The sequence below is a fragment of the Thalassobaculum fulvum genome (assembly GCF_014652915.1).
GTDB lineage: Bacteria > Pseudomonadota > Alphaproteobacteria > Thalassobaculales > Thalassobaculaceae > Thalassobaculum_A > Thalassobaculum_A fulvum.
This window is the reverse complement of sequence record NZ_BMZS01000011.1, coordinates 80,855-105,143: the sequence shown is the minus strand read 5'-3', so window position 1 is coordinate 105,143 and position 24,289 is coordinate 80,855. Positions and strand designations below refer to the sequence as shown.

Sequence of the window (24,289 nt, the reverse complement as noted above, 5' to 3'; positions counted from 1 at the left end):
CGGCCCGGCGATTCGCGTAGGCCTCCGGCCTTCCACGAGTGGAGACGAAGCGGCCATGAAGTTCTTCATCGACACCGCCGACGTGGCGGAGATTCGCGACCTCGCGGCCACCGGGCTGGTCGACGGCGTGACCACCAACCCGTCCCTGGTCGCCAAGTCCGGCCGGCCGATCGCCGACGTGATCGCCGAGATCTGCGACGTCGTGCCCGGCCCGGTTTCGGCCGAGGTCACCGCGACCGACCACGCGGGCATGCTGAAGGAGGCGCGGTTCCTGGCCTCGATCGCCAAGAACATCGCGATCAAGGTGCCGCTGACGGTCGACGGGCTGCGGACCTGCAAGGTGCTGTCGGACGGCGGCACCCCGGTCAACGTGACACTGTGCTTCTCGGCCGCCCAGGCGCTGCTGGCCGCCAAGGCCGGCGCCTCCTACGTCTCGCCGTTCGTCGGCCGGCTCGACGACATCGGCGCGGTCGGCATGGACCTGATCGCCGAGATCGTCGAGATCTATGCGGCCTACGACTTCAAGACCGCGGTGCTGGTCGCCTCGGTGCGCGGCCCGCAGCACGTGATCGAGGCCGCCAAGCTGGGGGCCGACGTCGCCACCATCCCGCCGGCGGTGCTGCGCCAGATGTACAAGCACCCGCTGACCGACAAGGGCCTGGAGGCGTTCCTGGCCGACTGGGCGAAGACCGGGCAGTCGATCCTCGGCCAGGCGAATCCGGGGTCGGAGAGCGACGCCGCATGACGGAGAAGGTCCCGGCCAAGAGTGCGAAAGGCAGCGGCCGCCCGCCGGGCGACCTGAAGGAGCTGACGGCCGACCGGATCGTCGACTACCTGAAGCGCCATCCGGACTTCCTGGTCGAGAACCCGGAGCTGCTGGAAGTCCTGACGCCGCCGCGGCGCGCGGCCGGCAACGTCATCGACTTCCAGCACGCCATGGTGCAGCGCCTGAAGGCCGAGAACGAGCGGCTGCAGGCGGCCCAGGACTACCTGGTGACCACGGCGCGGGCCAACCAGTCGATCCAGTCGCGGGTGCACGACGCGGTGCTGTCGATCCTGCGGGCGCCGTCGTTCGAGAGCATGATCCACACCGTCACCGGCGACCTCGCGGTCCAGCTCGACGTCGACGCCGTGACCATCGGCGTCGAGGCCGGCGACGTGCCGATCCCCAAGGCCTACGCCGCCGGCATCCGGGCGCTGCCCGAGGGCGCCGTCGACGGCATGCTGGGGCGCGGCCGCGACGTGCTGCTGGCCGGCAACATCAACGGCGACCCGCGGCTGTTCGGAGCCGCCGCCGGGCTGGTACGCAGTCAGGCGCTGACCCGGCTGCGGGCGTCGCAGCAGGCCCCGGTCGGGCTGCTGGCGCTCGGCTCGCGCCGTCCCGACGGCTTCGTCGCCGGCCAGGGCACCGAGCTGCTCGGCTTCCTGGCGCGGGCGCTTGAGATCATGATCCGGCAGTGGCTGCACCTGCCGAGCTGAGCCCCCCCCGCGCCCCGGCGCCCCTCGACCCCGCGCCGGTCGACGCCGCAGCTGCGCCGGTCGACGCCCGCCTGTCGGCCGCGATCGCCGACTGGCGGCAATGGCTGATATCCGAAAAGCGGGCCTCGCCGCATACCCTGGCCGCCTACGGCCGCGACCTCGGCGGCTTCCTCGGCTTCCTCGCCGGCCATCTCGGCGACAGCGTCTCGCTGGCCGCGCTGCGGGACCTGCAACCGGCCGACTTCCGGGCCTGGCTGGCACACCGCGCGCTCGACGGGCTGGAGAAGAGCTCGACCGCCCGGGCGCTGTCGACGGTGCGCGGCTTCTTCCGGTTCCTGGAGCGCCGCGGGCTGGCCGCCAACGCCGCCATCGGCGCGGTGCGCGGCCCGCGGGTGCCGAGATCGGTACCGAAGGCGCTGACCGTCGACGAGGCGATGGACGCGCTGGAAAGCGTCGGCGAGCTGTCGGACGAACCCTGGATCGCCGCCCGCGACGCCGCCGTGCTGGCGCTGCTGTACGGCTGCGGGCTGCGGGTCGGCGAGGCGCTCGGCCTGGATCGCCGGGCGGCGCCGTTGGGCGACACCGTGGCGATCACCGGCAAGGGCGGCAAGGCCCGGCTGGTGCCGGTGCTGCCGGTCGTCCGGCGCGCCGTCGAGGACTACCTGGAGCGCTGTCCGTACCGGCTCGGGCCGGACGACCCGCTGTTCGTCGGCGCCCGCGGCGGCCGGCTGGGGGCGCGCCGGGTGCAGCAGGCGGTGCAGACCCTGCGCGGCTGGCTCGGCCTGCCGGAGACCGCGACCCCGCACGCTCTCCGCCACTCCTTCGCCACCCACCTGCTGGCCGGCGGCGGCGACCTGCGGGCGATCCAGGAGCTGCTCGGCCACGCCTCGCTGTCGACGACCCAGCGCTATACCGAGGTCGACGCCGCCCGGCTGCTCGACGTGCACCGCGCGGCGCATCCGCGCGACCGGGGGCGGTAGCGATGGTCGCGGCCCGTCCTGCAAGGTCGGCCTAACGGATCTCCCCGATCCAGGCGATCGCGCTGTCGAGATCGTGGAAGCTCCGCAACACGCTCTTGTTCTCGGTCAGCTGCACATAGGTCGCGTACAGCCGCACGAGCGCTTCGTCGGAGCTGTCCTTGCTGAGGATCGCGATCCGCCTGCCGGGGACCGACAGCAGGTCGGCCGCGATCTCCCGCAGGTCCGCGGTCGACAGGTTCGACAGATCCGCATCCCGGCAATCGATGATCTGGGAGAACTCCCGGTCGAACGCCGGATCGGCCCGCAGGCTTCGGGCCAGCGCCTGCGCGTGCTCGAGCAGGTAGACGCCGGCGATCGTGATCTCGATGAGGCGCCGGGCGCGATCGATTCGGTACTTCACCATCGCTCAGCGGCCCGCCCTCACGGCTTTGCGCCGAAGCGGGCGACGGTCGTCCTTCCGGCGACGTCGGCCCGATTCGAGTGCAGCAGAGTACCGCAAACGGCGGAAGCGACTAAGGGGCCTCGCCTCAGATATGGATCGGCCGGCCGTCGACCGCCAGCGCGGCCTCCTTGACGGCCTCGGACGTGGTCGGGTGGCCGTGGCACATCCGCGCCACGTCCTCGGCCGAGCCGCCGAACGCCATCGCCATGCAGATCTCGTGGATCATCGTGCCGGCGTCCGGGCCCAGGATGTGGGCGCCGAGGATCCGGTCGGTCTTGGCGTCGGCCAGGATCTTCACCTGGCCCTCGCTGTCGAGGTTGGCGCGCGCCCGGCTGTTGGCCGAGAACGGGAACACGCCCTTCCTGTACTCGACCCCGGCCTCCTTGAGCTGCTCCTCGGTCTTGCCGACGGTCGCCAGCTCCGGCCAAGTGTAGACGATGCCCGGGACCAGGTTGTAGTCCACGTGGCCCGACTGCCCGGCCATGATCTCGGCGCAGGCGACCCCGTCCTCCTCGGCCTTGTGGGCCAGCATCGGGCCCGGAATGGCGTCGCCGATCGCGAAGATGCCCTTCACGCTGGTCTCGAAGTCCTCGTCGACCTGGATCACGCCGCGCTTGTCCATCGCGACCCCCAGCTCCTCGAGGCCGAGCCCGGCGGTGTACGGCCGGCGGCCGATCGCCACCAGCACGATGTCGGCGTCGATCTCCTGGGCGTCGCCGCCCTTGACCGGCTCGACCGTCAGCTTGACGCCGGACTTGGTGGTCTTGGCCGCGGTCACCTTGGACGACAGCTTGAACTCCAGGCCCTGCTTCTGCAGCACCCGCTGGAAGCGCTTGGCGGTGTCGGTGTCGGTGCCCGGCACGATACGGTCGAGGAATTCGACCACAGTGACCTTGGCACCGAGCCGCTTCCACACCGAACCCAGCTCCAGGCCGATCACGCCGGCGCCGACCACCACCAGGTGACCCGGCACCTTGCTCAGCTCCAGCGCGCCGGTCGAAGTGACGATCTTCTTCTCGTCGACCTCGACGCCCGGCAGCGGCGTGGATTCCGAGCCGGTGGCGATCAGGATCTTCTCGCAGGCGAGGGTCTGCTTGGCACCGCCGTCGGTCGGCGTGACCTCGACCTTGCCGGGGGCGAGGATCCTGCCGGCGCCCTTCAGCCAGTCGATCTTGTGCTTCTTGAACAGGAACGCGATGCCGTCGGTCAGGCCGGTGACGATGCCGGTCTTGGCCTGCATCAGCTTCTTCACGTCGACCTTCGGCTTGCCGACCTGGATGCCGAACTCGGCGAAGCCGTGCTCGGCGTCGTGCACCTTGTGGGACGCGTTCAGCAGGGCCTTCGACGGGATGCATCCGACGTTCAGGCAGGTACCGCCGAGCGCGCCGCGCTTCTCGACGACCGCCACCTTCATGCCGAGCTGGGCGGCGCGGATGGCGGCGACGTAGCCGCCCGGTCCGGCGCCGATCACCACGAGGTCGTAGTTGTCAGCCATCGTTTCCTCGGAGTCGAAATCGTTGCGGGGCGTCGCTCACAGGTCCAGCAGCAGGCGCCGCGGATCCTCGATCGCGTCCTTGATCCGCACCAGGAAGGTCACCGCCTCGCGGCCGTCGACGATCCGGTGGTCGTAGCTCAGCGCCAGATACATCATCGGCCGGATCTCGACCGCCTTGCCGACCGCCATCGGGCGCTGCTGGATCTTGTGCATGCCCAGGATGCCGGACTGCGGCGGGTTCAGGATCGGCGTCGACATCAGCGAGCCGTACACCCCGCCGTTCGAGATCGTGAAGGTGCCGCCCTGCATCTCGGCCAGGCTCAGCTTGCCGTCGCGGGCCTTGACGCCGAGCTCGTTGATGGCCTTCTCGACGCCGGCGAACGACAGCTGGTCGGCGTCGCGCACGATCGGCACCACCAGGCCCTGCGGCGTGCCGACCGCGACGCCGATGTCGTAGAAGTTCTTGTAGACGATCTCGTCGCCGTAGATCTCGGCGTTGACCGCCGGCAGTTCCTGCAGCGCGGCGATCGCGGCCTTCACGAAGAAGCTCATGAAGCCGAGCTTCACGCCGTGCTTCTTCTCGAACACGTCCTTGTACTCGGCCCTGAGTGCCATGACGTTGGTCATGTCCACCTCGTTGAAGGTGGTCAGCATGGCCGCGGTGTTCTGGGCGTCCTTCAGGCGCCGGGCGATGGCCTGGCGCAGCCGGGTCATCTTCACCCGCTCCTCGCGCGGGTCCTCCGGGCGCGGCGGCAGCGGGCCGGCCGGGGCGGGCGAAGCGCCGGCGGCCGGGGCCGCCGAGTAGGTGCGCTTGGCGGTGCCGGCCTCGATCGCCTTCTGCACGTCCTCCTTGACCAGCCGGCCGTCCTTGCCGGTCGGCTTGATCTTCGAGGGATCCAGGTCGTTGTCCTCGACCAGCTTGCGCACCGCCGGCGACAGCGTCTTGACGTCGTGGCTGCCGGCGGCAGCGGCCGGAGCGGGCGCCGGAGCCGCCGGCTTCGGGGCTTCCTTGGGGGCCTCGGCCGGGGCAGCCGCCTTCGGCGCCTCCTTGGGGGTTTCCTTGGGCGCCTCCGGTTTCTTGGCCGCGGCCTTGGCGGTCTCGTCGATGGTGCCGAGCAGGGCGCCGACCTCGACCTCGGCGCCTTCCTTGGCGGCGATCTCGATCAGCACGCCGGAGGCCGGGGCGTTGACCTCGAGGGTGACCTTGTCGGTCTCCAGCTCGACCAGCGGCTCGTCCGCCTGCACGGCGTCGCCGGCCGCCTTCATCCATTTCGCGACCGTCGCCTCGGACACGGATTCGCCAAGTGCCGGAACGGTGATCTGCGTCGCCATCGCCTATGCGCCTCTCGTCTGTCGTTCGGAAGCCGACGGGCGGCCGCGGCCGCCCGCCCCGAAGGTTGGTTTGCCGCCTACTCGGCGGCCATGCGGCCCTTGCGGACGGTCTCGCTGACGGTCAGCGCCTCGTCGACCAGCTTCTGCTGCTCGCGCACGTGGCGGCCGTGGTTGCCGGTCGCCGGCGACGCCGCCTCGGCCCGGCCGACATAGCGCGGACGGCGGCAGGCACCGTCCAGCTCGATCAGCACGTCCTCCAGCCGGCGGTCCAGGAAGGTCCAGGACCCCATGTTCTGGGGCTCCTCCTGGCACCACACGACCTCGGCCTGCGGGAACCGCGACAGCTCATGCAGCAGCGCCTTGCGCGGGAACGGATAGAGCTGCTCGAGGCGCAGGAAGAACACGTCCTTGATGCCGCGCTTCGCCCGCTCCTCGTACAGGTCGTAATAGACCTTGCCCGAGCACAGCACGACCCGCCGGACGTCCTTGTCGTCGCACAGCACCTCGTTGTCGTAGAGCACCCGGTGGAAGCTGGTCCCGGGGCCCATCTCCGCGAAGCTGGAAACGCACAGCTTGTGCCGCAGCAGCGACTTCGGCGTCATCACGATCAGCGGCTTGCGGAAGTCGCGGTTGAGCTGGCGGCGCAGGACGTGGAAGTAGTTCGCCGGCGTGGTGCAGTTCACCACCTGCATGTTGTCCTCGCCGCACAGCTGGAGATAGCGCTCCAGCCGCGCCGACGAATGCTCCGGCCCCTGGCCCTCGTAGCCGTGCGGCAGCAGCATCACCAGCCCCGACATGCGCAGCCACTTGGCCTCGCCGGACGACACGAACTGGTCGACGATCACCTGGGCGCCGTTGGCGAAGTCGCCGAACTGCGCCTCCCACATGACCAGCGCGTTCGGCTCGGCCTGGCTGTAGCCGTACTCGAAGCCGAGCACGCCGGCCTCCGACAGCGGGCTGTCGATCACCTCGTACTGCGCCTGGCCCTCCTGGATGTGGTTCAGGGGGACGTAGCGTTCCTCGGTGGCCTGGTCGATGTAGACCGAATGGCGCTGCGAGAAGGTACCGCGGCCGGAATCCTGGCCGGACAGCCGGACCGGGTCGCCCTCGACCAGCAGCGAGCCGAAGGCCAGCGCCTCGCCGAACGCCCAGTCGACGCCCTCGCCGCTCTCGATCGCCTTCCTGCGGCCGTCGATGAAGCGCTTGAGCTTGGGGTTCAGGTCGAAGTCCTTCGGGACCTCGCAGAGCCGGTTGGCGATGCGCTTGAGCTCGTCGACCTCGACCGCGGTCTCGCCGCGCCGGGCGTCGCCGGACGCCACCTTGATGCCCGACCACTTGCCCTCGAGCCAGTCGGCCTTGTTCGGCTTGTAGGACAGGCCGGCCTCGAACTCCTGCGACAGGTAGGCGTTCTGCTCCTCGACCAGCCGGTCGCCCTCGCCTTCGCCGATCACCCCCTCGCGGGTCAGCTGCTCGGCGTAGAGCTGCCGGGTCGACGGCTGATGGCCGATCTTGGCGTACATCAGCGGCTGGGTGAACCGCGGCTCGTCGCCCTCGTTGTGGCCGAAGCGGCGGTAGCAGATCAGGTCGACCACCACGTCGACCCCGAACTCCTGGCGGAACTCGGTGGCGATCCGCGCCACGTGCACCGCCGCCTCGGGGTCGTCGGCGTTCACGTGGAAGATCGGCGCCATCACCATCTTGGCGACGTCGGTCGGGTACGGCGACGAGCGCGAGTAGTGCGGGCTGGTGGTGAAGCCGATCTGGTTGTTCACGATGATGTGGATGGTGCCGCCGGTGCGGTAGCCGCGCAGGCCCGAAAAGTCGAAGGTCTCGGCCACCACGCCCTGGCCGGCGAACGCGGCATCGCCGTGCAGCAGGATGCCCATCACCTTCTTGCGGTCGCGGTCGCCGCGCTGCACCTGCTTGGCGCGGACGCGGCCGAGCACCACCGGGTTGACGATCTCCAGGTGCGACGGGTTGGCGTTCAGGGTCAGATGGACGTTGAGGCCGTCGAACTCGCGGTCGGCCGACACGCCCATGTGGTACTTCACGTCGCCGGAGCCGCCGGCGTCCTCCGGGTTGGCCGGGTTGCCCAGGAACTCCGAGATGATCGCCCGGAACGGCTTGCTCATGAAGTTGCAGAGCACGTTCAGGCGGCCGCGATGCGGCATGCCGAGCACGACTTCCTCGAGCCCGAGCTGGCTGCCGCGCTTGAGGATCTGCTCGAGCGCCGGGATCAGGGTCTCGCCGCCGTCCAGGCCGAACCGCTTGGTGCCGACGTACTTCACCGCCAGGAAGCGCTCGAAGCACTCGGCGGCGGTCAGCCGGTCCAGGATCGCCTTCTTGCCGCGGTCGGTGAAGTCGGTCTGGTTGCGGATCTGCTCGATGCGCTCCTGGATCCAGGCCTTCTGGGCCGGATCCTGGATGTGCATGAACTCGACGCCGATCGACCCGCAGTAGGTCGCCTCCAGCAGCTCCATGATCTCGCGGAGCGTGGCGCTCTCGAGGCCGAGCACGTGGTTGATGAAGATCGGCCGGTCCCAGTCGGCGTCGGTGAAGCCGTAGGTCTCCGGGTCGAGCTCGGGATGCGGCGTCGGCTCGTCGAGGCCGAGCGGATCGAGCTTGGCCCTGAGGTGACCGCGGATCCGGTAGGCCCGGATCAGCATGATGGCGCGCAGCGAGTCGAGGGTGGCCGACCGTATGTCGGCGGCCGACAGCGCCTCGGCCCCGGCCGGGGCCTTCTTCGCCGGCGCCGCCGCCGCGGCCGGCTCGGCCGCCCCGATCACCTTGGTGCTGCGCGGCGCCCAGCTCGGGCCGCGCGCGTCGTTTGCCGCCGCCCCGGCCTCGTCGTGCAGCTGGTCGAAATAGCTCCGCCAGCTGGCGTCGACCGCGTTCGGGTCGCTCAGGTAGCGGGCATAGAGTTCCGCCATGAACGGCGCGTTGGCACCGTTCAGGAAGGTCAGGTCCACATAATCCGTCGACATGAGCGCTCACCGCCTCTCGTCAAGCCCGGACCGGTGCCGTCCCTCCCGGCCGATCCGGCAACCGGCACTGCCGGTGTCCCAACCACGGGTCGGTTATGCCCGACTCCGCCGTAAATGGTCGTCGCATCCGCCCGACGGATCAAGGGCGGGACCTCGTCCCGCCCTCTCCGTATCATCCCGTACCCGCTCAGCCCTGCATCGCGGCGAGCATCGTCTCGCCGAGACGGGCCGGCGAATCCGACACCTTGATGCCGGCCGAGCGCATGGCCTCCATCTTGTCGGCGGCGCCGCCCTTGCCGCCGGCGATGATCGCCCCGGCATGGCCCATCCGGCGCCCCGGAGGGGCGGTCACGCCGGCGATGAACCCCGCCACCGGCTTCTTGACCTTGGACCCCTTGAGGAACTCCGCGGCTTCTTCCTCGGCCGAGCCGCCGATCTCGCCGATCATGATGATGCCCTGGGTCTCGTCGTCGGCAAGGAACATCTCGAGCACGTCGATGAAGCTGGTGCCGTTGACCGGGTCGCCGCCGATGCCGACGCAGGTCGACTGGCCGAGCCCGGCCGCCGTGGTCTGCGCCACCGCCTCGTAGGTCAGGGTGCCGGACTTCGACACGATGCCGATCTTGCCGCGCTTGTGGATGTGGCCCGGCATGATGCCGATCTTGCAGGCGTCCGGGGTGATCACGCCCGGGCAGTTCGGGCCGATCAGCCGGGTCCTGGTGCCGCACAGCGCGCGCTTGACCTTCAGCATGTCGAGCACCGGGATGCCCTCGGTGATGCAGATCACCAGCGGGATCTCGGCGTCGACCGCTTCCAGGATCGAGTCGGCGGCGAACGGCGGCGGCACGTAGATCACGCTGGCGTTGGCGCCGGTCTTGGCGACCGCCTCGTGCACGGTGTTGAACACCGGCAGGTCGAGGTGGGTCTGACCGCCCTTGCCCGGAGTCACGCCGCCGACCATCCTGGTGCCGTACTTGATGGCCTGCTCGGAATGGAAGGTTCCCTGGCTGCCGGTGAAGCCCTGGCAGATGACCTTCGTGTTCTCGTCGACCAGGACCGCCATCAGGCCGCCTCCCTCACCGCTTTGACGATTTTCTCGGCGGCATCGCCGAGGTTGTCGGCCGACACGATCGGCAGGCCGGAATCCGCCAGGATCTGCTTGCCGAGCTCGACGTTGGTGCCTTCCAGCCGCACCACCAGCGGCACGTGCAGGCTGACCTCGCGGGCGGCGGCCACCACGCCCTCGGCGATCACGTCGCAGCGCATGATGCCGCCGAAGATGTTGACCAGGATGCCCTCGACGTTCTTGTCCGACAGGATGATCTTGAACGCCGCGGTGACCCGCTCCTTGGTGGCGCCGCCGCCGACGTCCAGGAAGTTGGCCGGCTCGCCGCCGACCAGCTTGATGATGTCCATGGTCGCCATCGCCAGCCCGGCGCCGTTGACCATGCACCCGATGTTGCCGTCGAGCTTCACGTAGTTCAGCTCGTACTTGCCGGCCTCGAGTTCCGCCGGATCCTCCTCGTCCTCGTCGCGCAGCTCGGCGATGTCGGGGTGGCGGAACAGGGCGTTGTCGTCGAAGTTCATCTTGGCGTCGAGCGCCATCACGTCGCCGGCGCCGGTGACCACCAGCGGGTTGATCTCCATCAGCGACGCGTCCAGGTCGACGAACGACTTGTACAGCGCGGTCAGGAACTTCACCGCCGCCGACACCTGCTTGCCCTCGAGGCCCAGGCCGAAGGCGATGCGTCGCGCGTAGTGACCGCTCATGCCGGTCACCGGGTCGATCGGCACGGTGAGGATCTTCTCCGGCGTGTGCGCGGCGACCTCCTCGATGTCCATGCCGCCCTCGGTCGAGGCGATCACGGTCACCCGGCCGGTGCCGCGGTCGACCAGCAGCGACAGGTACAGCTCGCGGGCGATGTCGCAGCCGTCCTCGACGTAGAGGCGCTTGACCTCCTTGCCCTCGGGCCCGGTCTGGTGGGTGACCAGGGTCATCCCGAGCATCCGCTCGGCCTCGGCCTTCACGGCGTCGAGCGACTTGACGACCTTCACGCCGCCGCCCTTGCCGCGACCGCCGGCGTGGATCTGCGCCTTCACGACCCAGACCGGCCCGCCGAGCTGCTCGGCGGCCTTGACCGCCTCGTCCGGGGTGAAGGCCACCCCGCCGCGCGGCACGGCCACGCCGAATTTGGCCAAGAGCGCCTTGGCCTGATACTCGTGGATGTTCATGGTTCCCCGCTCATCGTGTTGCAGGCGCCCGCCGCGGCGACCGCCCGGACGGCCGCGACGCCGGCCTCCTCCCTGCACTCTGCGTCGTCGGTTACGGGCGCGTCGGCCATGTCGCTTCCGGGTCGCATGAAGGGCGCTTTACTCTACGGTCCGGCCCAGTCCAGAGCAACCGGCGGCCGGGGCGACCGGCCGGACCGGAACCGACCGAGGGATCAGAGGCCGAGCTTGACCACGACCTCGTTCAGGGCGCGCACGGCCCCCACCGAATGGTCGAACATCGCCTTCTCGTCGGCGTTCAGCGAGATCTCGACGATCCGCTCGACGCCGCCGGCGCCGATCACCACCGGCACGCCGACATACAGCCCGTCGAGGCCGTAGGCGCCCTTGACGTAGGCGGCGCACGGCAGGACCCGCTTCTTGTCCTTCAGGTAGGACTCGGCCATGGCGATCGCCGAGCTGGCCGGGGCGTAGAACGCCGAGCCGGTCTTCAGCAGGCCGACGATCTCGGCGCCGCCGTCGCGGGTGCGCTGGACGATGGCGTCGATCTTCTCCTGCGAAGTCCAGCCCATCGCGATCAGGTCCGGGACCGGGATGCCGGCGACCGTCGAGTAGCGGGTCAGCGGCACCATGGTGTCGCCATGGCCGCCGAGCACGAACGCGGTGACGTCCTCGACGGAGACCCCGAACTCCTCGGCCAGGAACAGCCGGAAGCGGGCGCTGTCCAGCACGCCGGCCATGCCGACGACCTTCTCGTGCGGCAGCCCGCAGGCGTCGCGCAGCACGCCGACCATGACGTCCAGCGGGTTGGTGATGCAGATCACGAAGGCGTTCGGGCAGTTGTTCTTGATGCCCTCGCCGACGGCCTTCATGACCTTGGTGTTGGTGCCGATCAGGTCGTCGCGGCTCATGCCCGGCTTGCGCGGGATGCCGGCCGTCACGATCACGACGTCCGCACCGGCGAGCGCCGAATAGTCGCTCGAGCCGGTCACCGAGGCGTCGAAGCCCTCGACCGGCGAGGCCTGGGCGATGTCGAGGCCCTTGCCCTGCGGGACGCCGTCGACGATGTCGAACAGCACGATGTCGCCGAGTTCCTTGAGGCCGGCCAGCAGCGCCAGCGTGCCCCCGATGTTCCCGGCGCCGACCAGCGCGATCTTGTTGCGAGCCATGATCTCCCCTGTCGCAGCGTTGAGGCGTCCAAAAGCACCCGCGGCGACCGGCGGCGGAGAACGGCCGTCGGTGGCCGGAGGCATGCGGGGGGCGACATACTCCTATTTGCCGGACGGGGCAAGCGACCGCCGCTGCACTGCACCGTCCCGGGCCCGGTGCGGCCGGGTCGCGCGCACCGTGCGGTCGCCGCCCCGGCGCGAACCCGCCGGGGCGCGGTCACCGGTCGGCGCACGATCCGTATTGGATTCAAGACGCTGATGCTCCGCATCGAGCCACGGGCCACCGGGTCCGCCGCGCCGCCGGACAAAGGGGGTGCGCTGCAGCAGCCGGCCGCCCGGCCCGGGATGGCGCCGCCGTCACCGCGGCGCCGCCTCAGGCCGCCGCGCGTCCCTCGTCCGCCCGGTTCGGGACGCCGCGACGGGCGGCGTCGCTTTCGATCCGCCACAGCGTGTCAAGACCGGGCCTGAGATCGGAGATCACGAAGTCGGCCCGCTTCTCCGGGCTGCCGCCGCCGTTCGGGAATCGCTGCTCCCACTCGTGGATCTTCACGGTGAGCCCGCACAGCACGCGCGCCAGCGAATCCTGGTGCGTGGAGACCATCCGGCGGACGGCTTCGAACGAGTCGATCGTCACCGAACCCCAGTCCATCACCCTCTGGCGGTCGAAGTCGTTGAAGCGCCGGGTCACCGACGTGGTGATCAGGTTCAGCAGGCCCTCGACCCGCTGGAACGAGCGCTGCACGTTGGGATCGGTGCGCAGGAACGACTCGAGCCTGACCTCCCGGATCCAGCCGAGAATCCGCCCCACGACCGGCAGCGCGTGCATCAGGTAGCCGCGATAGTAGGACAGCGCCAGATAGGTGTCGCCGTAGTCCTCGATCAGGCCCGGCAGCGCATCCGGGCCGACCCGCAGCGCCGCCGCCATCGCCATGATCCGGCGACGCACCGCCGGCGTGGCCGGGTTCTCGATGGCCCGCGCGAACGCGTCGATGCCGTCGCCGGCGCGCCCGGCGGCACCGTACAGATGGGCCACCAGCGGCCGGGTGATACCGCTCATCAAGGGCCGCAGCTCGGCCCGCCTGGCCGGCGACAGCTGCAGGGCGTCGAGGTCGAGCACGTTCACGCCGGCCCGGCGGAGCCCGATGCGGAGCGTGTAGGGGTCGAAGGCCGGCAGCTCGCCGAGCCGGCGCAGCAACGCCAGGTCGCCGGCCAGGGCCGCGGCGTCGCCCGGGAAGAAGTCCGGCACCTCGTCGACGGCGATCTGGCCGGAGCCGCCGCCGGTCTCGCGGAACAGCTCGACCCGGGTTTCCAGGCGGTGGTTCCGGATCAACCGGGCGCGGGCGAGCGCATGGGTGCCGAGCGGCAGGACCGACAACGGCAGGATGTGGATCGAGTCCCGGTCGTAGTCGGCGATCGTCGATACGGGCTGGCTGGCGTCCGGCATCTCGTCCCTTCCCTGGCCCGCAGGGTCGGTTGAACGGAATATGCCGAAAATTTTAGGTTTCTTTTATTTATATCGCCATTCGTAGAACTACGCAGTGCCGCCGCTGCGGCGCTGACCGGGCGCGGCCAGGCCGGCCTCGAAACGCGGCGCCCGGCGCTCCAGCGCCCACAGCCCGTCGAGTCCCGGCCGCAGGTCGGTGGCCACGAACTCGGCCCGCTTGTCGGGGCTGCCGCCGCCGTTCGGGAACCGCTGCTCCCACTCGTAGATCTTCACGGTCAGCCCGCACAGGACGGCGGCGAGCGACTGCTGGTGCTGCGAGATCAGCTCGCGCACCTGGGCGAAGGTGCCGACCGTCACCCGGTCCCAGTTGACCACGGTATGCCGGTCGAAGCCCTCGAACCGGCGGGTCACCGAACCGGTGACGTGGGCCAGCACGTCCTCGACCTGCTGGAACGTCCGCTGGGCGTTGGCGTCGGTCCGCAGGAACGACTCGGTCCTGACCTCGCGCATCCACTCCAGGATCCGGCCGATCACCGGCAGCGCGTACTGGAAGTAGCTGCGGTAGTAGGACAGCGCCAGGTAGGTGTCGCCGTAGTCCTCCAGCATGTCCGGCAGGGCGTCGACGCTGATCTGCAGCGCCTCGGCCATCGACCGGATGCGGGCCCGGACCCTGGGGGTATCCGGGTATGCTATCAGTCGGATGATGCCGTCCAGGTCGTCGGCCGCCGCCCGGCCGTCGCCGTACAGGTGGACGATCAGCGGACGCGTGATGTTGCGCATCAGCGGCAGCAGCTCGGCCCGCTTGGCCGGCGAGAGCTGGAGGGCTTCCAGGCTCAGCACGTCGACCCCGGCCTGGCGCAGGCCGATCCGCAGGGTATACGGGTCGAGCGCCGGCAGCTGGCCGATTCGTCGCAGCAGCGCCATGTCGTCGTGCAGCGCCGCGACGTCGCCCGTGAAGAAGTCGGGAATCTCGTCGATGGCGATCTGGCCGGAGCCGATGCCGGTCTCGCGGAACAGCTCGACCCGGGTCTCCAGGCGGTGGTTCCGGATCAGCCGCGCGCGGCTGAGCGCGGCGTTCGAGACCGGCAGCACCGTCAACGGCAAGGTATGGATGGAATCGCGGTCGTAGTCGGCTATCACCGACCCTGGCCGCATCGCGTCCGGCATCGCTTTCCCCACTCCCGGACCACCGGTTTCGGGTCCGAGCCCCGCTTTTCGCGGTTCTTGATAAATCTTTTAGCAACATTTTACGCAAAGCACAAAGGGGCTCGGTACCGGGCGGGACCGGCCTGCCGGCCACGCCGCCCGCCAGGGGGGTTCCAGACGCCGGCCGGGCGCGGCACACTTCCGGCGATGGGGATCCGAGGCTGAACAATGATGAAGGTGGTTGCCCCGGTCGGGGCATTGCTGGCCAGCGTGGCCCTGCTGCTGATGGGCAACGGCCTGCAGGGAACGCTGCTGCCGTTGCGCGCCGAGATCGAGGCGTTCAGCCCGGTCTCGATCGGCGTGATGGGGTCGGCCTATTTCCTCGGCTTCGCGCTCGGCTGCCTGTACGGCCCCGTGGTGGTCGGCCGGGTCGGACACATCCGGACCTTCACGGCGGCGGCCGCCCTGGCGTCGACGGTGGCGCTGGCCCACGCCATGATCACCGAGCCCTGGGCATGGTGGCCGCTGCGCGCGCTGACCGGATTCGCCTTCGCGATCCTCTACATGGTCATCGAGAGCTGGCTGAACGAACGCGCCACCAACGAGACCCGCGGCACGGTCATGTCGATCTACACGGTCATCAACCTGACCGTGATCATGGCCGGCCAGATGCTGCTGACGCTGTACGACCCGGGCTCGTTCCCGCCGTTCGCGCTGGCATCGATCCTGGTCTCGCTGGCGGCCCTGCCGGTAGCGCTGACCACCGCCCTGGCGCCGGCGCCGCTGCAGAGCACGAAGGTCCGGTTCGCGCGGCTGTACCGGATCTCGCCGGTCGGCTTCATCGGCGCCTTCACCGTCGGACTCGGCAACGGCGCGTTCTGGTCGCTGGCGCCGCTGTTCGCCACCTCCGGCGGGCTCGACGTGAACGGCGTCGCCACCTTCATGAGCCTGGTGGTGCTCGGCGGCGCCATCGGGCAGTACCCGCTCGGCAAGCTGTCGGACCGCACCGACCGGCGCCGGGTGATCCTGCTGGCGGCCGGCGGGGTGGTGCTGACCGGTGCGCTCCTGCCGACGGTAGCCGGGCTGTTCGCCCCCGGCCTCTACGTCGGCGCGTTCCTGTTCGGGCTGACCGCCATGCCGGTCTATTCGCTGTCGGTCGCGCACATGAACGACTTCGTCGAGCCGGACGGGTTCGTGGAGGCGTCGTCCGGCATGCTGATGGTATACGCCCTCGGGGCGATCGCCGGCCCGGTGATCGCGTCCTGGGCGACCGGCGTGGCCGAGACCGACCTGCTGTTCCCGTACATATCCCTCGTCTATCTGGGTTTCTCGGGCTTCGTGGTGCTCCGAATGCGGGCGCGCGCGTCCCCCACCTCGGAGGAGAAGACCGACTTCGTCGCGACCCCTGGGACCTCGCCGGCGCTCGGCGCCCTGGACCCGCGGTCGGATGCCGAGGCAACGGACGGCCACGTCGGGGACACCGAGGGGTCGGTCGCCGGCGAATCGGCACCGGATGCTCCCGCCGCACCGGAGAGTGCCGGTTCCGGGGAGAGCGCCGACGCCGAGCGCGGCATGGTGTCGCGGCCTCCCCCCGATCGGACTTGAAATCCGGCACCGCAGGCGCTAAGTCAGGCGCCTTCGAGTTCCCGTCATACACGCGCCCCGCTGACCGGACCCCGGTCAGCCTGCGCGTTGCTCGCGCCTGAGAGCCGCTTTGGCTTCGTATTTCGGCGCGACGCCATAACATCGAGAGGAGGTTCTGTATGGCCGATAAGCCGCTCGCCGGACGCGTCATTGCCGTCATGCTTGCCAATGGTTTCGACGAGATCGAATTCACCGAGCCGCAGAAGAAGCTGATCGAAGCCGGTGCGGTCACCAAGGTGGTGTCGCGCGCCAACGGGCTGGTCAACGGCTGGTACGAGGGGTCCTGGGGGCACTTCTTCCCGGTCGACGTCGACCTGGCCGAGACCCTCGCGGTCGACTTCGACGGCCTGGTGGTCCCGGGCGGGTTCCGCGCGGTCGAGAAGCTGGCCGAGGATCCGCATGCCAAGCGCGTGCTGAAGGCGTTCATGCGCGCCTCGATGCCGGTCGCCGTGATCGGCGACGCCGGCAAGCTCCTGGTCGTGAACGAGGTCGCCAAGGGCCGCACCGTGACGTCCAGCGAGGACGTCCGGGCCGAGCTCGAGGCCGCCGGCGCCAGCTGGGAGGAGACCCCGGTCGTGGTCGAGGGCTCGCTGGTCACCGCCAACGGTGCCGAGGGTGTCCGCGAGGCGATGGACCGGTTCATCGAGGTGGTCGCCGCCTACGAGCGCGAGGCCGACGCCCAGGCTGCCTGATATCCGGGCCGCCTGACGGCCGGCAGCCGGCCCCAGCGGGCCGGCCCTGAAGAAACGATCGAAGCGACGCCGACGGAACCGTCGGCGTCGTTTTTCGTTGGAGAACTTCTCCCCGAATCCCCCTAGTGTCCTGGCTCATGACGACCCCGCCGCCCGCGCCATCCGCTCCCGCACCGTCGGCCGACGTCCCGCGCACCATCGCCAGCCCGTGCGTCGGGGTGTGCCAGATCGATCGCGAGACCAGGTTCTGCCTCGGGTGCTGGCGCACCATCGAGGAGATCGCGCACTGGGCGCGCTACGGCGATCCGCAGCGCCTCGAGGTGCTGGAGCGCCTGCGCGAGCGCCAGGGTGCCGCCGGCCAGGACCGCCGGCGGGTCACGCGGCGCCGGCAGGCCCGGCTGGACGCCGGCACCCTGGACGCCGGCACTACCGGGAGCCGCGATCCGTGAGCGAGGGAACCCGATCGTGACCGACTGCCTGACCGCCCTGCTGGCCGAGCGCGGCCACCTGATCGCCGACGGCGCGATGGGCACCAACCTGTTCGCCCTCGGCCTGGAGACCGGCGACTCCCCGGAACTCTGGAACGTCGAGCACCCGGACCGGGTGGCCGCGGTCCACCGCGGCTTCCTTGAGGCCGGCTCCGACATCGTGCTGACCAACAGCTTCGGCGGCTCCCGCCATCGCCTGAAGCTGCACCACGCCCAGGACCGGGTCGCCGAGCTGAACGCCGCCGCCGCCCGCATCGCCCGGGCCGAGGCCGACGCTTTCGCCGGGCGTGCCGGCCGGCGGGTCCTGGTGGCCGGCTCGATCGGACCGACCGGCGAGCTGTTCGTCCCGCTCGGCGCCCTCACCCCCGCGGAAGGTGTCGAGGCGTTCGCCGAGCAGGCCGCCGGCCTGGCCGAGGGCGGCGTCGACCTGCTGTGGATCGAGACCATGTCGGCCCCCGAGGAGGTGACGGCCGCGGTCGCCGGCGCCGCCCGCACCGGGCTGCCGTTGGTGGTCACCATGACGTTCGACACCAACGGCCGCACCATGATGGGGCTGACGCCGGACGGCTTCGCGGACTTCGCCCGGGGCCTGACCCCGCGGCCGGCCGCGATCGGCGCCAATTGCGGGGTCGGGCCGGCCGAGCTGATCGACACCGTCCTCGGCATCACCGCCGCCGATCCCGCTGCCGTGGTGATCGCCAAGGGCAACTGCGGCATCCCGCAATATGTCGACGGCCGGATCGTCTACGACGGCACCCCCGAAGCGATGGCCGCCTATGCGCGCCTCGCCCGCGATGCCGGCGCCCGGATCGTCGGCGGCTGCTGCGGTTCGACCGCGGTGCACGTCAAGGCGATCGCCGACGCGCTGGCCGGCTACGTCCCCGGCCTCCGGCCGGATGCGACCCGGCTGACCGAGATCCTGGGCACCCCGTGGGCGAAGCGCGGCCGGCTGGCCGACAGCGACCCACGGGAAGACGGTGAGCGGCGGCGCGGCCGGCGCCGGCGCGCTTAGCGTTCCGGGGCATAGGTTTCACAGGCGGAGTGCGAGAGATGTCGGGTCCGATCTTCCACATGCTGGCCGGGGCTCCGGCGCCGGTGGCGCCCTACAGCCACGCGGTCGAGGTCGACGGCTGGGTGCTGGTGACCGGTCAGCTGCCGACCGACCCGGACGACGACACGATCCCGTTACCGGACGGCATCGAGGCGCAGACCCACAAGACCATGGACAACTTGCGCCGGGTGCTGGCCGGCCTCGGCCTCGGCTTCGAGCACGTGCTGCAGGCGCGGGTGTTCCTGACCCATTTCGAGCGCGACTACGCCGCCATGAACGCCGTGTACGCCTCGTATTTCCCGGCCGACCGGCGCCCGGCGCGCACCTGCATCGGGGTCACCGGCCTGGCCCGCGGCGGTTTGGTCGAGATCGACTTCGTCGCCCGGCGTCCCTGACCCCCGGGCCGATTGACGCTCCGGCGGAACGGAACACCCGCCCGCCGGGCGGTTTTCGGTTACCGACCGCGCCCGTACGTCATTGACCATCGGTTGAGACGGGACGGAGCGAGAGCGATGGGCTTCCAGGACGAACTGGCCGGCATCAAGCGGATGGCGGTCGAGAAGCGCGGGCCGGCGGTGATCGCGGCCTATGAGCGCGGGGTCGACGAATTGCGCGCAACCGGCATCGCCGGGCGCGCCCTGGCGGTCGGCGACACCATGCCGGCGTTCGCGCTGCCGAACGCCGACGGCGCCACCGTGCGCTCGGGCGACCTGCTGGGGAACGGTCCGCTGATCGTGACGTTCTACCGCGGCGGCTGGTGCCCCTATTGCAACCTCGAGCTCCGCACCTACCAGGCGCAGCTCGACCGCCTGCGGGCGGCCGGCGCCTCGGTGGTGGCGATCTCGCCGGAACTGCCGGACCGGACGCGCGACACCGCCGGCCGCAACGCGGTGGCGTTCGAGGTGCTGAGCGACACCGGCAACGCCGTCGCCCGCGCGTTCGGGCTGGTGTTCCGCCTGAGCGACGAACTGGTCGAGATCTACCGCCGCAACGGCAACGACCTGGAGCGCCACAACGGCGACGGGTCCTGGGAACTGCCGATCCCGGGCACCTTCGTGATCGACCGCGACGGCCGGGTCGCGCTGGCCGACGTCGACCCGGACTACACCCGCCGGCTCGACCCCGAGCAGGTGGTCCGCGCGGTCGAGGCGCTGGCCGGCACCTGAGAGCGCGTTAACCTGCCGGAAACCTGCTTCGGGCAAAGTGACCGGACCGGCAGGCGCGACGTTGCCGGGAGCGGTGCCCCGAAATGCTGATCGGCTATGCAATGACACGCGAGGATGACGACGGCTGGATCGAGCCAACCGATCCGGCCATCGAGGAATCGGCTGACCGCATCCTGGCGTTCTCCGGCGCCGTCGATCCGCAGGCCCTCGCGGCGATCGACGAGCGCGTCCAGGCCGTCGCCTGGGTCGACCGTCCCGACCAGCTCGAGGACAGGAAGCTCGGCTTTCTGCTGGAGCACTGGCAGAAGCTGGCCCGGGCCTGCGGCGGCATCCCGGACCGGCAGGACATCGACGTGCTCGACCTGGTTCCGGCGATCGGCAACCTGATGGTTCTGGAGGCCGAGCGCGACGGCTTCGACGCGGTCTACCGGGTCTACGGCACCGGGGTCGCCGACCGCGCCGGCCGCGATTGGACCGGATACCGGGTGTCGGAAATGAACCGGATCACCCGCACCCCCGCCGCCCTGCTGTACCGGACCTGCTATCGTGCGGTGTTCCGACGGCCGGCGCCGCTTTACACCGAGCACGCCTCGCCGCAATGGGTCGGCGCCAATTCCTGGCGCCGGCTGATCCTGCCGCTGTCCGACGGCGGCATCCCGTGCGCCCGGTTCCTGGTCGGCAACCTGCCGGTCGGCCGGAAGCTGATGTCGCCGGCCGAGATCGCGGCTCAGCAGCAACGGATACGCGGTAGCTGAACGCTCCCGTGGCCTGGCGACGAGCGCCGGTGCCACGGACCGAGCCGCGAGCGCCATACCCCGCAATTCCATGACCGTCGCGCCATGAATCCCGAAGACGAGACCTGGGTCGATCCGAGCGACGCGGCCATCGAGGACGCGGCGGACCGGATTCTGGCCTTCTCCGACAAGGTCGATCCGGCGGTCGCCGCAGCGATCGACGGCTGCGTGCGGGAGATCGCCTGGATCGAGGAGCCCGCCGGGCTCGACGAGCCCAAGCTCGGCTTTCTGCTGAAGCACTGGCAGGCGCTGCCGGCCGGGTGCGACGGCATACCCGATCGCAGCAGCCTCGATGTCGCCGACCTGGTTCCGGCGCTCGGGAACCTTTTGATGCTGGAGGTCGAGCGCGACGGCTTCGATGCCATCTACCGCGTCTACGGCACCGCCGTTGCCGACCGTGCGGCGCGCGACTGGACCGGGTTCCGGGTCTCCGAGATGAACCGGACCACCCGGACTCCCGCGGCGCTTCTGTACCGATCCTGCTACCGTGCCGTGCTCCGCCGCCCGCGACCGCTGTACACCGAGCACCAGTCGCCGCCATATCTCAGCGTGTACGCCTGGCGCCGGCTGATTCTGCCGCTCGCCGACGGCGCCAGGCCCTGCGGCCGCTTCCTGGTATGCAACGTCGCCGTCGGTCGGCGGTCGCTGTCGAGCAGCGATCTCGAAGAGCTGCAGCGGCGGATCCAGCGCCCGGTCCCGCCGGCCTATCCGCACACCGGTTGACGTTCGCGGCCGGGCGGCCCAGCCTGCCCGCCGTCACCGCCACCGGAGCCTCGCCCGCCCGTGACCATCCTGCGCAGCGTGTTGGTGGCCGCGGTCCTGGCCGCGGCCGGAGCGGCCGGCTACTGGCTGTACCTGCGGCCGACGCCGGTCGACGCCGTCGCGGCCCGACGCGGCGACGCCGCCGAAATCGTCTACGCCACCGGCGTGGTCGAGCCGCGGACCTGGGCCAAGGTCACCGCGCTGATCCGCGAGCGCATCACCTGGCTGTGCAACTGCGAGGGCGAGACGGTCGTCAAGGGCGCCGAGCTCGCCCGGCTCGACGACCGCGAGGCCCAGGCCGCCCTGGCCGAGCTGAAGGCCCGCCTGCAGCTCGCGCACGACGAGCTGGAGCGCCAGTCGGTGCTGGCCGGCCGCAACGTGGCGAGCCAGCAGGCGCTCGACCGGGCGCGCAGCGAGGTCGCCCAGTACGAGGCGCTGGCGGCCGGGCAGGTCGCCCGCATCGAGAGCTACGTGCTGCGCGCACCCGGCACCGGCGTGGTGCTGCGCCAGGACGGCGAGGTCGGCGAGATCGCCGAGCCCGGCACCGTCCTGTTCTGGGTCGGCCGGCCGACGCCGCTGCTGGTGATCGCCGACGTCAACGAGGAGGACGTGCCGCGGGTCGAGGTCGGCCAGCGCGTGCTGCTGCGCTCGGACGCGTTTCCCGACCGCGAGCTCGCGGCCGTCGTCGACAGCGTGACCCCGAAGGGCGATCCGGTCACCAAGACCTTCCGGGTGCGGCTGCGGCTGCCGGACGACACGCCGCTGCGGATCGGCATGTCGGTCGACGTCAACATCGTCGTCCGGGTCTCGGAGAACACGATGCTGATCCCCGGCCTCGCGGTCGAGGGCGGCGCGGTGTTCGTGGTCGAGGACGGGACCGCCCGCCGCCGGACCGTGGATGTCGGGATCCGCGGGACCCGCGCCACCGAGATCCTGTCCGGCCTCGGCGAGGGCGAACGGGTGATCACGCCGTTCCCGGCCGAGCTGGCCGACGGCGCCCGCGTCGACGCCGGCGCCCGCTGAGACCGGCGTGCGGCTGATCCTCGACATCGCGGTCACCCATATCGTCGGGCGCGGCCGCCAGACCCTGGTCGCGATCCTGGGGGTGGCGGTCGGGGTCGGCTTCTCGGTCGCCATGGCGGCGCTGATGCAGGGCGGCCAGGACGACCTGATCGCCAAGCTGGTCGACACCATGCCGCACGTGCAGATCACCGACGACCGGCGGACGCCACCGGTGCAGCCGGCCGAGCTGGCGTTCGACGCCGCCGCGATCGCCGGCCTGCGCCCGCGCGAGGACCGGCGCGGCATCATCAATCCGACTGCGGCGTTCGCCTGGCTGAAGGAATGGGTGCCGGGCCGGGTCGCCGCCAGCCTGACCACCCAGGGCGTGGTGCGCTATCTCGGCCGCGACGTCGGCGCCACCGTCGTCGGCATCGAGCCGAAGGCCGAACGCGGCGTCTCGTCGCTGGTCGAGGACTTCGTTGACGGCAGCTTCGAGGCGCTCGACGTCGGCGGCAACAACGTGGTGATCGGCGACCGCATGGCCGGCCGGCTCGGCGCCGGGGTCGGCGACACCGTGACCCTGGTGTCGTCCTCCGGGTTGTCCCGCGGCTTCAAGATCGTCGGCCTGTACCACACCGGCATCACCGCGCGCGACGAGCACGAGGCCTACATCCTGCTGAAGAGCGCGCAGATCCTCGACGCCCGCATCAACGTCGTCAACGAGATCCGGATCAGGCTGGACGATCCGGCCGCCGCGCCGGCGGTCGCCCGCCGGGCGGAAGCCCGGCTCGGCTACAAGTCGATGTCGTGGCAGGAGGCCAACGAGCAGATCCTGGAGGCGCTCGTGGTGCGCAACGTCATCATGTACACGGTGGTGGCGGCGATCATGCTGGTGGCCGGGTTCGGGATCTTCAACATCATCTCGACGATCACCCACGAGAAGGCGCGCGACATCGCCATCATGAAGTCGCTCGGGTTCAGCCGGGGCGACATGCAGCGGCTGTTCGTGCTGGAGGGCCTGGCGATCGGCCTCGCCGGCTCGCTGCTCGGCTGGCTGCTCGGCTTCGCCCTGGTGTACGCGCTGGCCTCGGTGCATTTCGAGCTGAACGCCGGCGGCCGCGAGCTGACCCGGCTGCCGGTCGCCTGGGAGCCGCTGCACTACGCCATCGCCGCCGGCTTCGCGCTGGCCTCGGCGGCGGTCGCCGGCTACCTGCCGGCCCGCAAGGCGGCCCGCCAGCCGCCGGTCGACATCATCCGGGGCGCCACGTGAGCCCGCCGCCCGCGCTGATCGAGACCGAGGGGCTGACCCGGATCCTGCCGGAAGTGGTGCCGGTGACCCTGGTCGAGGACGTCACCCTGGCGATCGGCGAGCGCGAGTTCGTCGCCATCACCGGCCCGTCCGGTTCCGGCAAGTCGTCCCTGCTGTACCTGCTGGGCCTGCTCGACCGCCCGACCCGCGGGCGGCTGCGCCTGGCCGGCATCGACACCGATCCGATGGACGAGGCGGCCCGGGCCGCGCGGCGGCTCGCCATGCTCGGCTTCGTGTTCCAGTTCCACTTCCTGCTGCCGGAATTCAGCGCGCGCGAGAACGTCGAGATCCCGATGCGCAAGCTCGGCCGGCTGTCGCGCCCCGCGATCCGGGACCGGGCCGGCGAGCTGCTGGAATCCCTCGGGCTGGCCGGCCACGTCGACAAGCGGCCGGACCAGCTGTCCGGCGGCCAGCGCCAGCGGGTGGCGGTCGCCCGGGCACTCGCCAACGACCCGCCGCTGCTGCTGGCCGACGAGCCGACCGGCAGCCTGGACAGCCAGAGCTCGGAGCAGGTGTTCGCGATCCTGGCCGACCTGGTGCACGGCCGCGGCAAGACCGTGGTCGCCGTCACCCACGACCTTGAGCTGGCCGCCCGCATGGGCCGGCGCATCCACCTGGTGGACGGCCGCGTGGTCAGCGACGAGCGGATCTCGGCGGCCGGCCCCCCGGGTTAGCGACGGC

Annotated in this window: 23 protein-coding genes; 14 read left to right on the top strand and 9 right to left on the bottom strand. The window is 70.7% G+C overall.

Annotated elements, in window-relative coordinates:
* The first annotated feature begins 55 nt into the window (after positions 1-55).
* Genes fsa through IE246_RS21925 form a run of 3 tightly spaced genes read left to right on the top strand, consistent with a single transcriptional unit; the run spans position 56 to position 2,459 of the window.
* A complete protein-coding gene (gene fsa / locus IE246_RS21935) occupies positions 56-745 on the top strand; it encodes a fructose-6-phosphate aldolase (protein ID WP_189993703.1) in 690 nt (229 codons plus the stop codon).
* The gene (locus IE246_RS21930; protein WP_189993700.1) at positions 742-1,479 is read left to right on the top strand and encodes a DUF484 family protein; all 738 of its coding nucleotides are present in this window, start codon (positions 742-744) and stop codon (positions 1,477-1,479) included. The genes fsa and IE246_RS21930 overlap by 4 nt, the downstream gene beginning before the upstream one ends.
* Complete coding sequence (locus tag IE246_RS21925; RefSeq protein WP_229837433.1) at positions 1,458-2,459, top strand: tyrosine recombinase XerC; 1,002 nt, start codon at positions 1,458-1,460, stop codon at positions 2,457-2,459. Before IE246_RS21930 ends, IE246_RS21925 begins: the two co-directional genes overlap by 22 nt.
* 31 nt (positions 2,460-2,490) lie before the next feature.
* On the opposite strand, the gene IE246_RS21920 is transcribed toward IE246_RS21925, so the two are convergent.
* The 9 genes from IE246_RS21920 to IE246_RS21880 form a co-directional block, all read right to left on the bottom strand.
* Positions 2,491-2,862: a hypothetical protein gene (locus tag IE246_RS21920; RefSeq protein ID WP_189993698.1), complete on the bottom strand. Its 372-nt coding sequence runs from the start codon at positions 2,860-2,862 to the stop codon at positions 2,491-2,493.
* A 124-nt stretch (positions 2,863-2,986) separates the two neighbouring features.
* Complete coding sequence (gene lpdA / locus IE246_RS21915) at positions 2,987-4,396, bottom strand: dihydrolipoyl dehydrogenase (protein ID WP_189993696.1); 1,410 nt, start codon at positions 4,394-4,396, stop codon at positions 2,987-2,989.
* A gap of 36 nt (positions 4,397-4,432) precedes the next feature.
* Positions 4,433-5,728 carry a 2-oxoglutarate dehydrogenase complex dihydrolipoyllysine-residue succinyltransferase gene (gene odhB / locus IE246_RS21910; protein ID WP_189993695.1) on the bottom strand — a complete coding sequence of 432 codons (1,296 nt, stop codon included), beginning with the start codon at positions 5,726-5,728 and terminating at the stop codon, positions 4,433-4,435.
* Positions 5,729-5,805: 77 nt separating this feature from the next.
* Entirely contained in the window at positions 5,806-8,712 is a 2,907-nt protein-coding gene (locus tag IE246_RS21905) for a 2-oxoglutarate dehydrogenase E1 component (protein ID WP_189993693.1), read from the bottom strand.
* A 187-nt stretch (positions 8,713-8,899) separates the two neighbouring features.
* Positions 8,900-9,775 carry a succinate--CoA ligase subunit alpha gene (sucD, locus tag IE246_RS21900; protein WP_189993691.1) on the bottom strand — a complete coding sequence of 292 codons (876 nt, stop codon included), beginning with the start codon at positions 9,773-9,775 and terminating at the stop codon, positions 8,900-8,902.
* Positions 9,775-10,944, bottom strand: coding sequence for an ADP-forming succinate--CoA ligase subunit beta (gene sucC, locus IE246_RS21895; RefSeq protein WP_189993689.1), 1,170 nt, complete (start codon positions 10,942-10,944; stop codon positions 9,775-9,777). The genes sucD and sucC overlap by 1 nt, the downstream gene beginning before the upstream one ends.
* Before the next feature lie 212 nt (positions 10,945-11,156).
* On the bottom strand, positions 11,157-12,110 hold the full coding sequence (gene mdh, locus IE246_RS21890) for a malate dehydrogenase (protein WP_189993686.1): 954 nt from the start codon (positions 12,108-12,110) through the stop codon (positions 11,157-11,159).
* Between the two features lie 373 nt (positions 12,111-12,483).
* The gene (locus IE246_RS21885; protein WP_189993684.1) at positions 12,484-13,554 is read right to left on the bottom strand and encodes a hypothetical protein; all 1,071 of its coding nucleotides are present in this window, start codon (positions 13,552-13,554) and stop codon (positions 12,484-12,486) included.
* A gap of 87 nt (positions 13,555-13,641) precedes the next feature.
* A complete protein-coding gene (locus IE246_RS21880; protein WP_189993682.1) occupies positions 13,642-14,721 on the bottom strand; it encodes a hypothetical protein in 1,080 nt (359 codons plus the stop codon).
* Positions 14,722-14,928: 207 nt separating this feature from the next.
* On the opposite strand from IE246_RS21880, the gene IE246_RS21875 reads away from it, so the two are divergent.
* The 11 genes from IE246_RS21875 to IE246_RS21825 all read left to right on the top strand — a co-directional run bounded on the left by IE246_RS21875 (position 14,929) and on the right by IE246_RS21825 (position 24,282).
* Positions 14,929-16,305 carry an MFS transporter gene (locus IE246_RS21875; protein ID WP_189993680.1) on the top strand — a complete coding sequence of 459 codons (1,377 nt, stop codon included), beginning with the start codon at positions 14,929-14,931 and terminating at the stop codon, positions 16,303-16,305.
* A 158-nt stretch (positions 16,306-16,463) separates the two neighbouring features.
* Positions 16,464-17,036: a DJ-1/PfpI family protein gene (locus IE246_RS21870; RefSeq protein ID WP_189993678.1), complete on the top strand. Its 573-nt coding sequence runs from the start codon at positions 16,464-16,466 to the stop codon at positions 17,034-17,036.
* A gap of 137 nt (positions 17,037-17,173) precedes the next feature.
* On the top strand, positions 17,174-17,485 hold the full coding sequence (locus tag IE246_RS21865) for a DUF1289 domain-containing protein (RefSeq protein WP_189993676.1): 312 nt from the start codon (positions 17,174-17,176) through the stop codon (positions 17,483-17,485).
* Between the two features lie 16 nt (positions 17,486-17,501).
* Positions 17,502-18,536, top strand: coding sequence for a betaine--homocysteine S-methyltransferase (gene bmt, locus IE246_RS21860; RefSeq protein WP_189993675.1), 1,035 nt, complete (start codon positions 17,502-17,504; stop codon positions 18,534-18,536).
* 38 nt (positions 18,537-18,574) lie between these two features.
* Positions 18,575-18,970 carry a RidA family protein gene (locus IE246_RS21855; RefSeq protein ID WP_189993673.1) on the top strand — a complete coding sequence of 132 codons (396 nt, stop codon included), beginning with the start codon at positions 18,575-18,577 and terminating at the stop codon, positions 18,968-18,970.
* Between the two features lie 117 nt (positions 18,971-19,087).
* Positions 19,088-19,741, top strand: a complete 654-nt coding sequence (locus IE246_RS21850; protein ID WP_189993671.1) for a peroxiredoxin-like family protein — start codon at positions 19,088-19,090, stop codon at positions 19,739-19,741.
* Between the two features lie 101 nt (positions 19,742-19,842).
* Positions 19,843-20,496 (top strand): PAS domain-containing protein, encoded by a 654-nt coding sequence (locus IE246_RS21845; RefSeq protein ID WP_189993669.1) that lies wholly within the window; start codon positions 19,843-19,845, stop codon positions 20,494-20,496.
* Positions 20,497-20,580: 84 nt separating this feature from the next.
* The gene (locus tag IE246_RS21840) at positions 20,581-21,258 is read left to right on the top strand and encodes a PAS domain-containing protein (protein ID WP_189993667.1); all 678 of its coding nucleotides are present in this window, start codon (positions 20,581-20,583) and stop codon (positions 21,256-21,258) included.
* A 60-nt stretch (positions 21,259-21,318) separates the two neighbouring features.
* Positions 21,319-22,320: an efflux RND transporter periplasmic adaptor subunit gene (locus IE246_RS21835; RefSeq protein WP_189993665.1), complete on the top strand. Its 1,002-nt coding sequence runs from the start codon at positions 21,319-21,321 to the stop codon at positions 22,318-22,320.
* Between the two features lie 7 nt (positions 22,321-22,327).
* Complete coding sequence (locus tag IE246_RS21830; RefSeq protein WP_189993663.1) at positions 22,328-23,569, top strand: ABC transporter permease; 1,242 nt, start codon at positions 22,328-22,330, stop codon at positions 23,567-23,569.
* A complete protein-coding gene (locus tag IE246_RS21825; protein WP_189993661.1) occupies positions 23,566-24,282 on the top strand; it encodes an ABC transporter ATP-binding protein in 717 nt (238 codons plus the stop codon). Before IE246_RS21830 ends, IE246_RS21825 begins: the two co-directional genes overlap by 4 nt.
* The last annotated feature ends 7 nt before the right edge of the window (positions 24,283-24,289 follow it).

What these genes read in the sequence shown, in the direction of transcription:
- IE246_RS21920 (WP_189993698.1), bottom strand. Translation starts at nt 2,862, where the DNA reads ATGGTGAAGTACCGAATCGATCGCGCCCGGCGCCTCATCGAGATCACG.
- mdh (WP_189993686.1), bottom strand. Translation starts at nt 12,110, where the DNA reads ATGGCTCGCAACAAGATCGCGCTGGTCGGCGCCGGGAACATCGGGGGC.
- IE246_RS21885 (WP_189993684.1), bottom strand. Translation starts at nt 13,554, where the DNA reads ATGCCGGACGCCAGCCAGCCCGTATCGACGATCGCCGACTACGACCGG.
- IE246_RS21880 (WP_189993682.1), bottom strand. Translation starts at nt 14,721, where the DNA reads ATGCCGGACGCGATGCGGCCAGGGTCGGTGATAGCCGACTACGACCGC.
- IE246_RS21845 (WP_189993669.1), top strand. Translation starts at nt 19,843, where the DNA reads ATGACACGCGAGGATGACGACGGCTGGATCGAGCCAACCGATCCGGCC.
- IE246_RS21930 (WP_189993700.1), top strand. Translation starts at nt 742, where the DNA reads ATGACGGAGAAGGTCCCGGCCAAGAGTGCGAAAGGCAGCGGCCGCCCG.
- odhB (WP_189993695.1), bottom strand. Translation starts at nt 5,728, where the DNA reads ATGGCGACGCAGATCACCGTTCCGGCACTTGGCGAATCCGTGTCCGAG.
- sucC (WP_189993689.1), bottom strand. Translation starts at nt 10,944, where the DNA reads ATGAACATCCACGAGTATCAGGCCAAGGCGCTCTTGGCCAAATTCGGC.
- IE246_RS21875 (WP_189993680.1), top strand. Translation starts at nt 14,929, where the DNA reads ATGATGAAGGTGGTTGCCCCGGTCGGGGCATTGCTGGCCAGCGTGGCC.
- sucD (WP_189993691.1), bottom strand. Translation starts at nt 9,775, where the DNA reads ATGGCGGTCCTGGTCGACGAGAACACGAAGGTCATCTGCCAGGGCTTC.
- IE246_RS21865 (WP_189993676.1), top strand. Translation starts at nt 17,174, where the DNA reads ATGACGACCCCGCCGCCCGCGCCATCCGCTCCCGCACCGTCGGCCGAC.
- IE246_RS21905 (WP_189993693.1), bottom strand. Translation starts at nt 8,712, where the DNA reads ATGTCGACGGATTATGTGGACCTGACCTTCCTGAACGGTGCCAACGCG.
- IE246_RS21850 (WP_189993671.1), top strand. Translation starts at nt 19,088, where the DNA reads ATGGGCTTCCAGGACGAACTGGCCGGCATCAAGCGGATGGCGGTCGAG.
- fsa (WP_189993703.1), top strand. Translation starts at nt 56, where the DNA reads ATGAAGTTCTTCATCGACACCGCCGACGTGGCGGAGATTCGCGACCTC.
- lpdA (WP_189993696.1), bottom strand. Translation starts at nt 4,396, where the DNA reads ATGGCTGACAACTACGACCTCGTGGTGATCGGCGCCGGACCGGGCGGC.
- IE246_RS21840 (WP_189993667.1), top strand. Translation starts at nt 20,581, where the DNA reads ATGAATCCCGAAGACGAGACCTGGGTCGATCCGAGCGACGCGGCCATC.
- IE246_RS21870 (WP_189993678.1), top strand. Translation starts at nt 16,464, where the DNA reads ATGGCCGATAAGCCGCTCGCCGGACGCGTCATTGCCGTCATGCTTGCC.
- IE246_RS21855 (WP_189993673.1), top strand. Translation starts at nt 18,575, where the DNA reads ATGTCGGGTCCGATCTTCCACATGCTGGCCGGGGCTCCGGCGCCGGTG.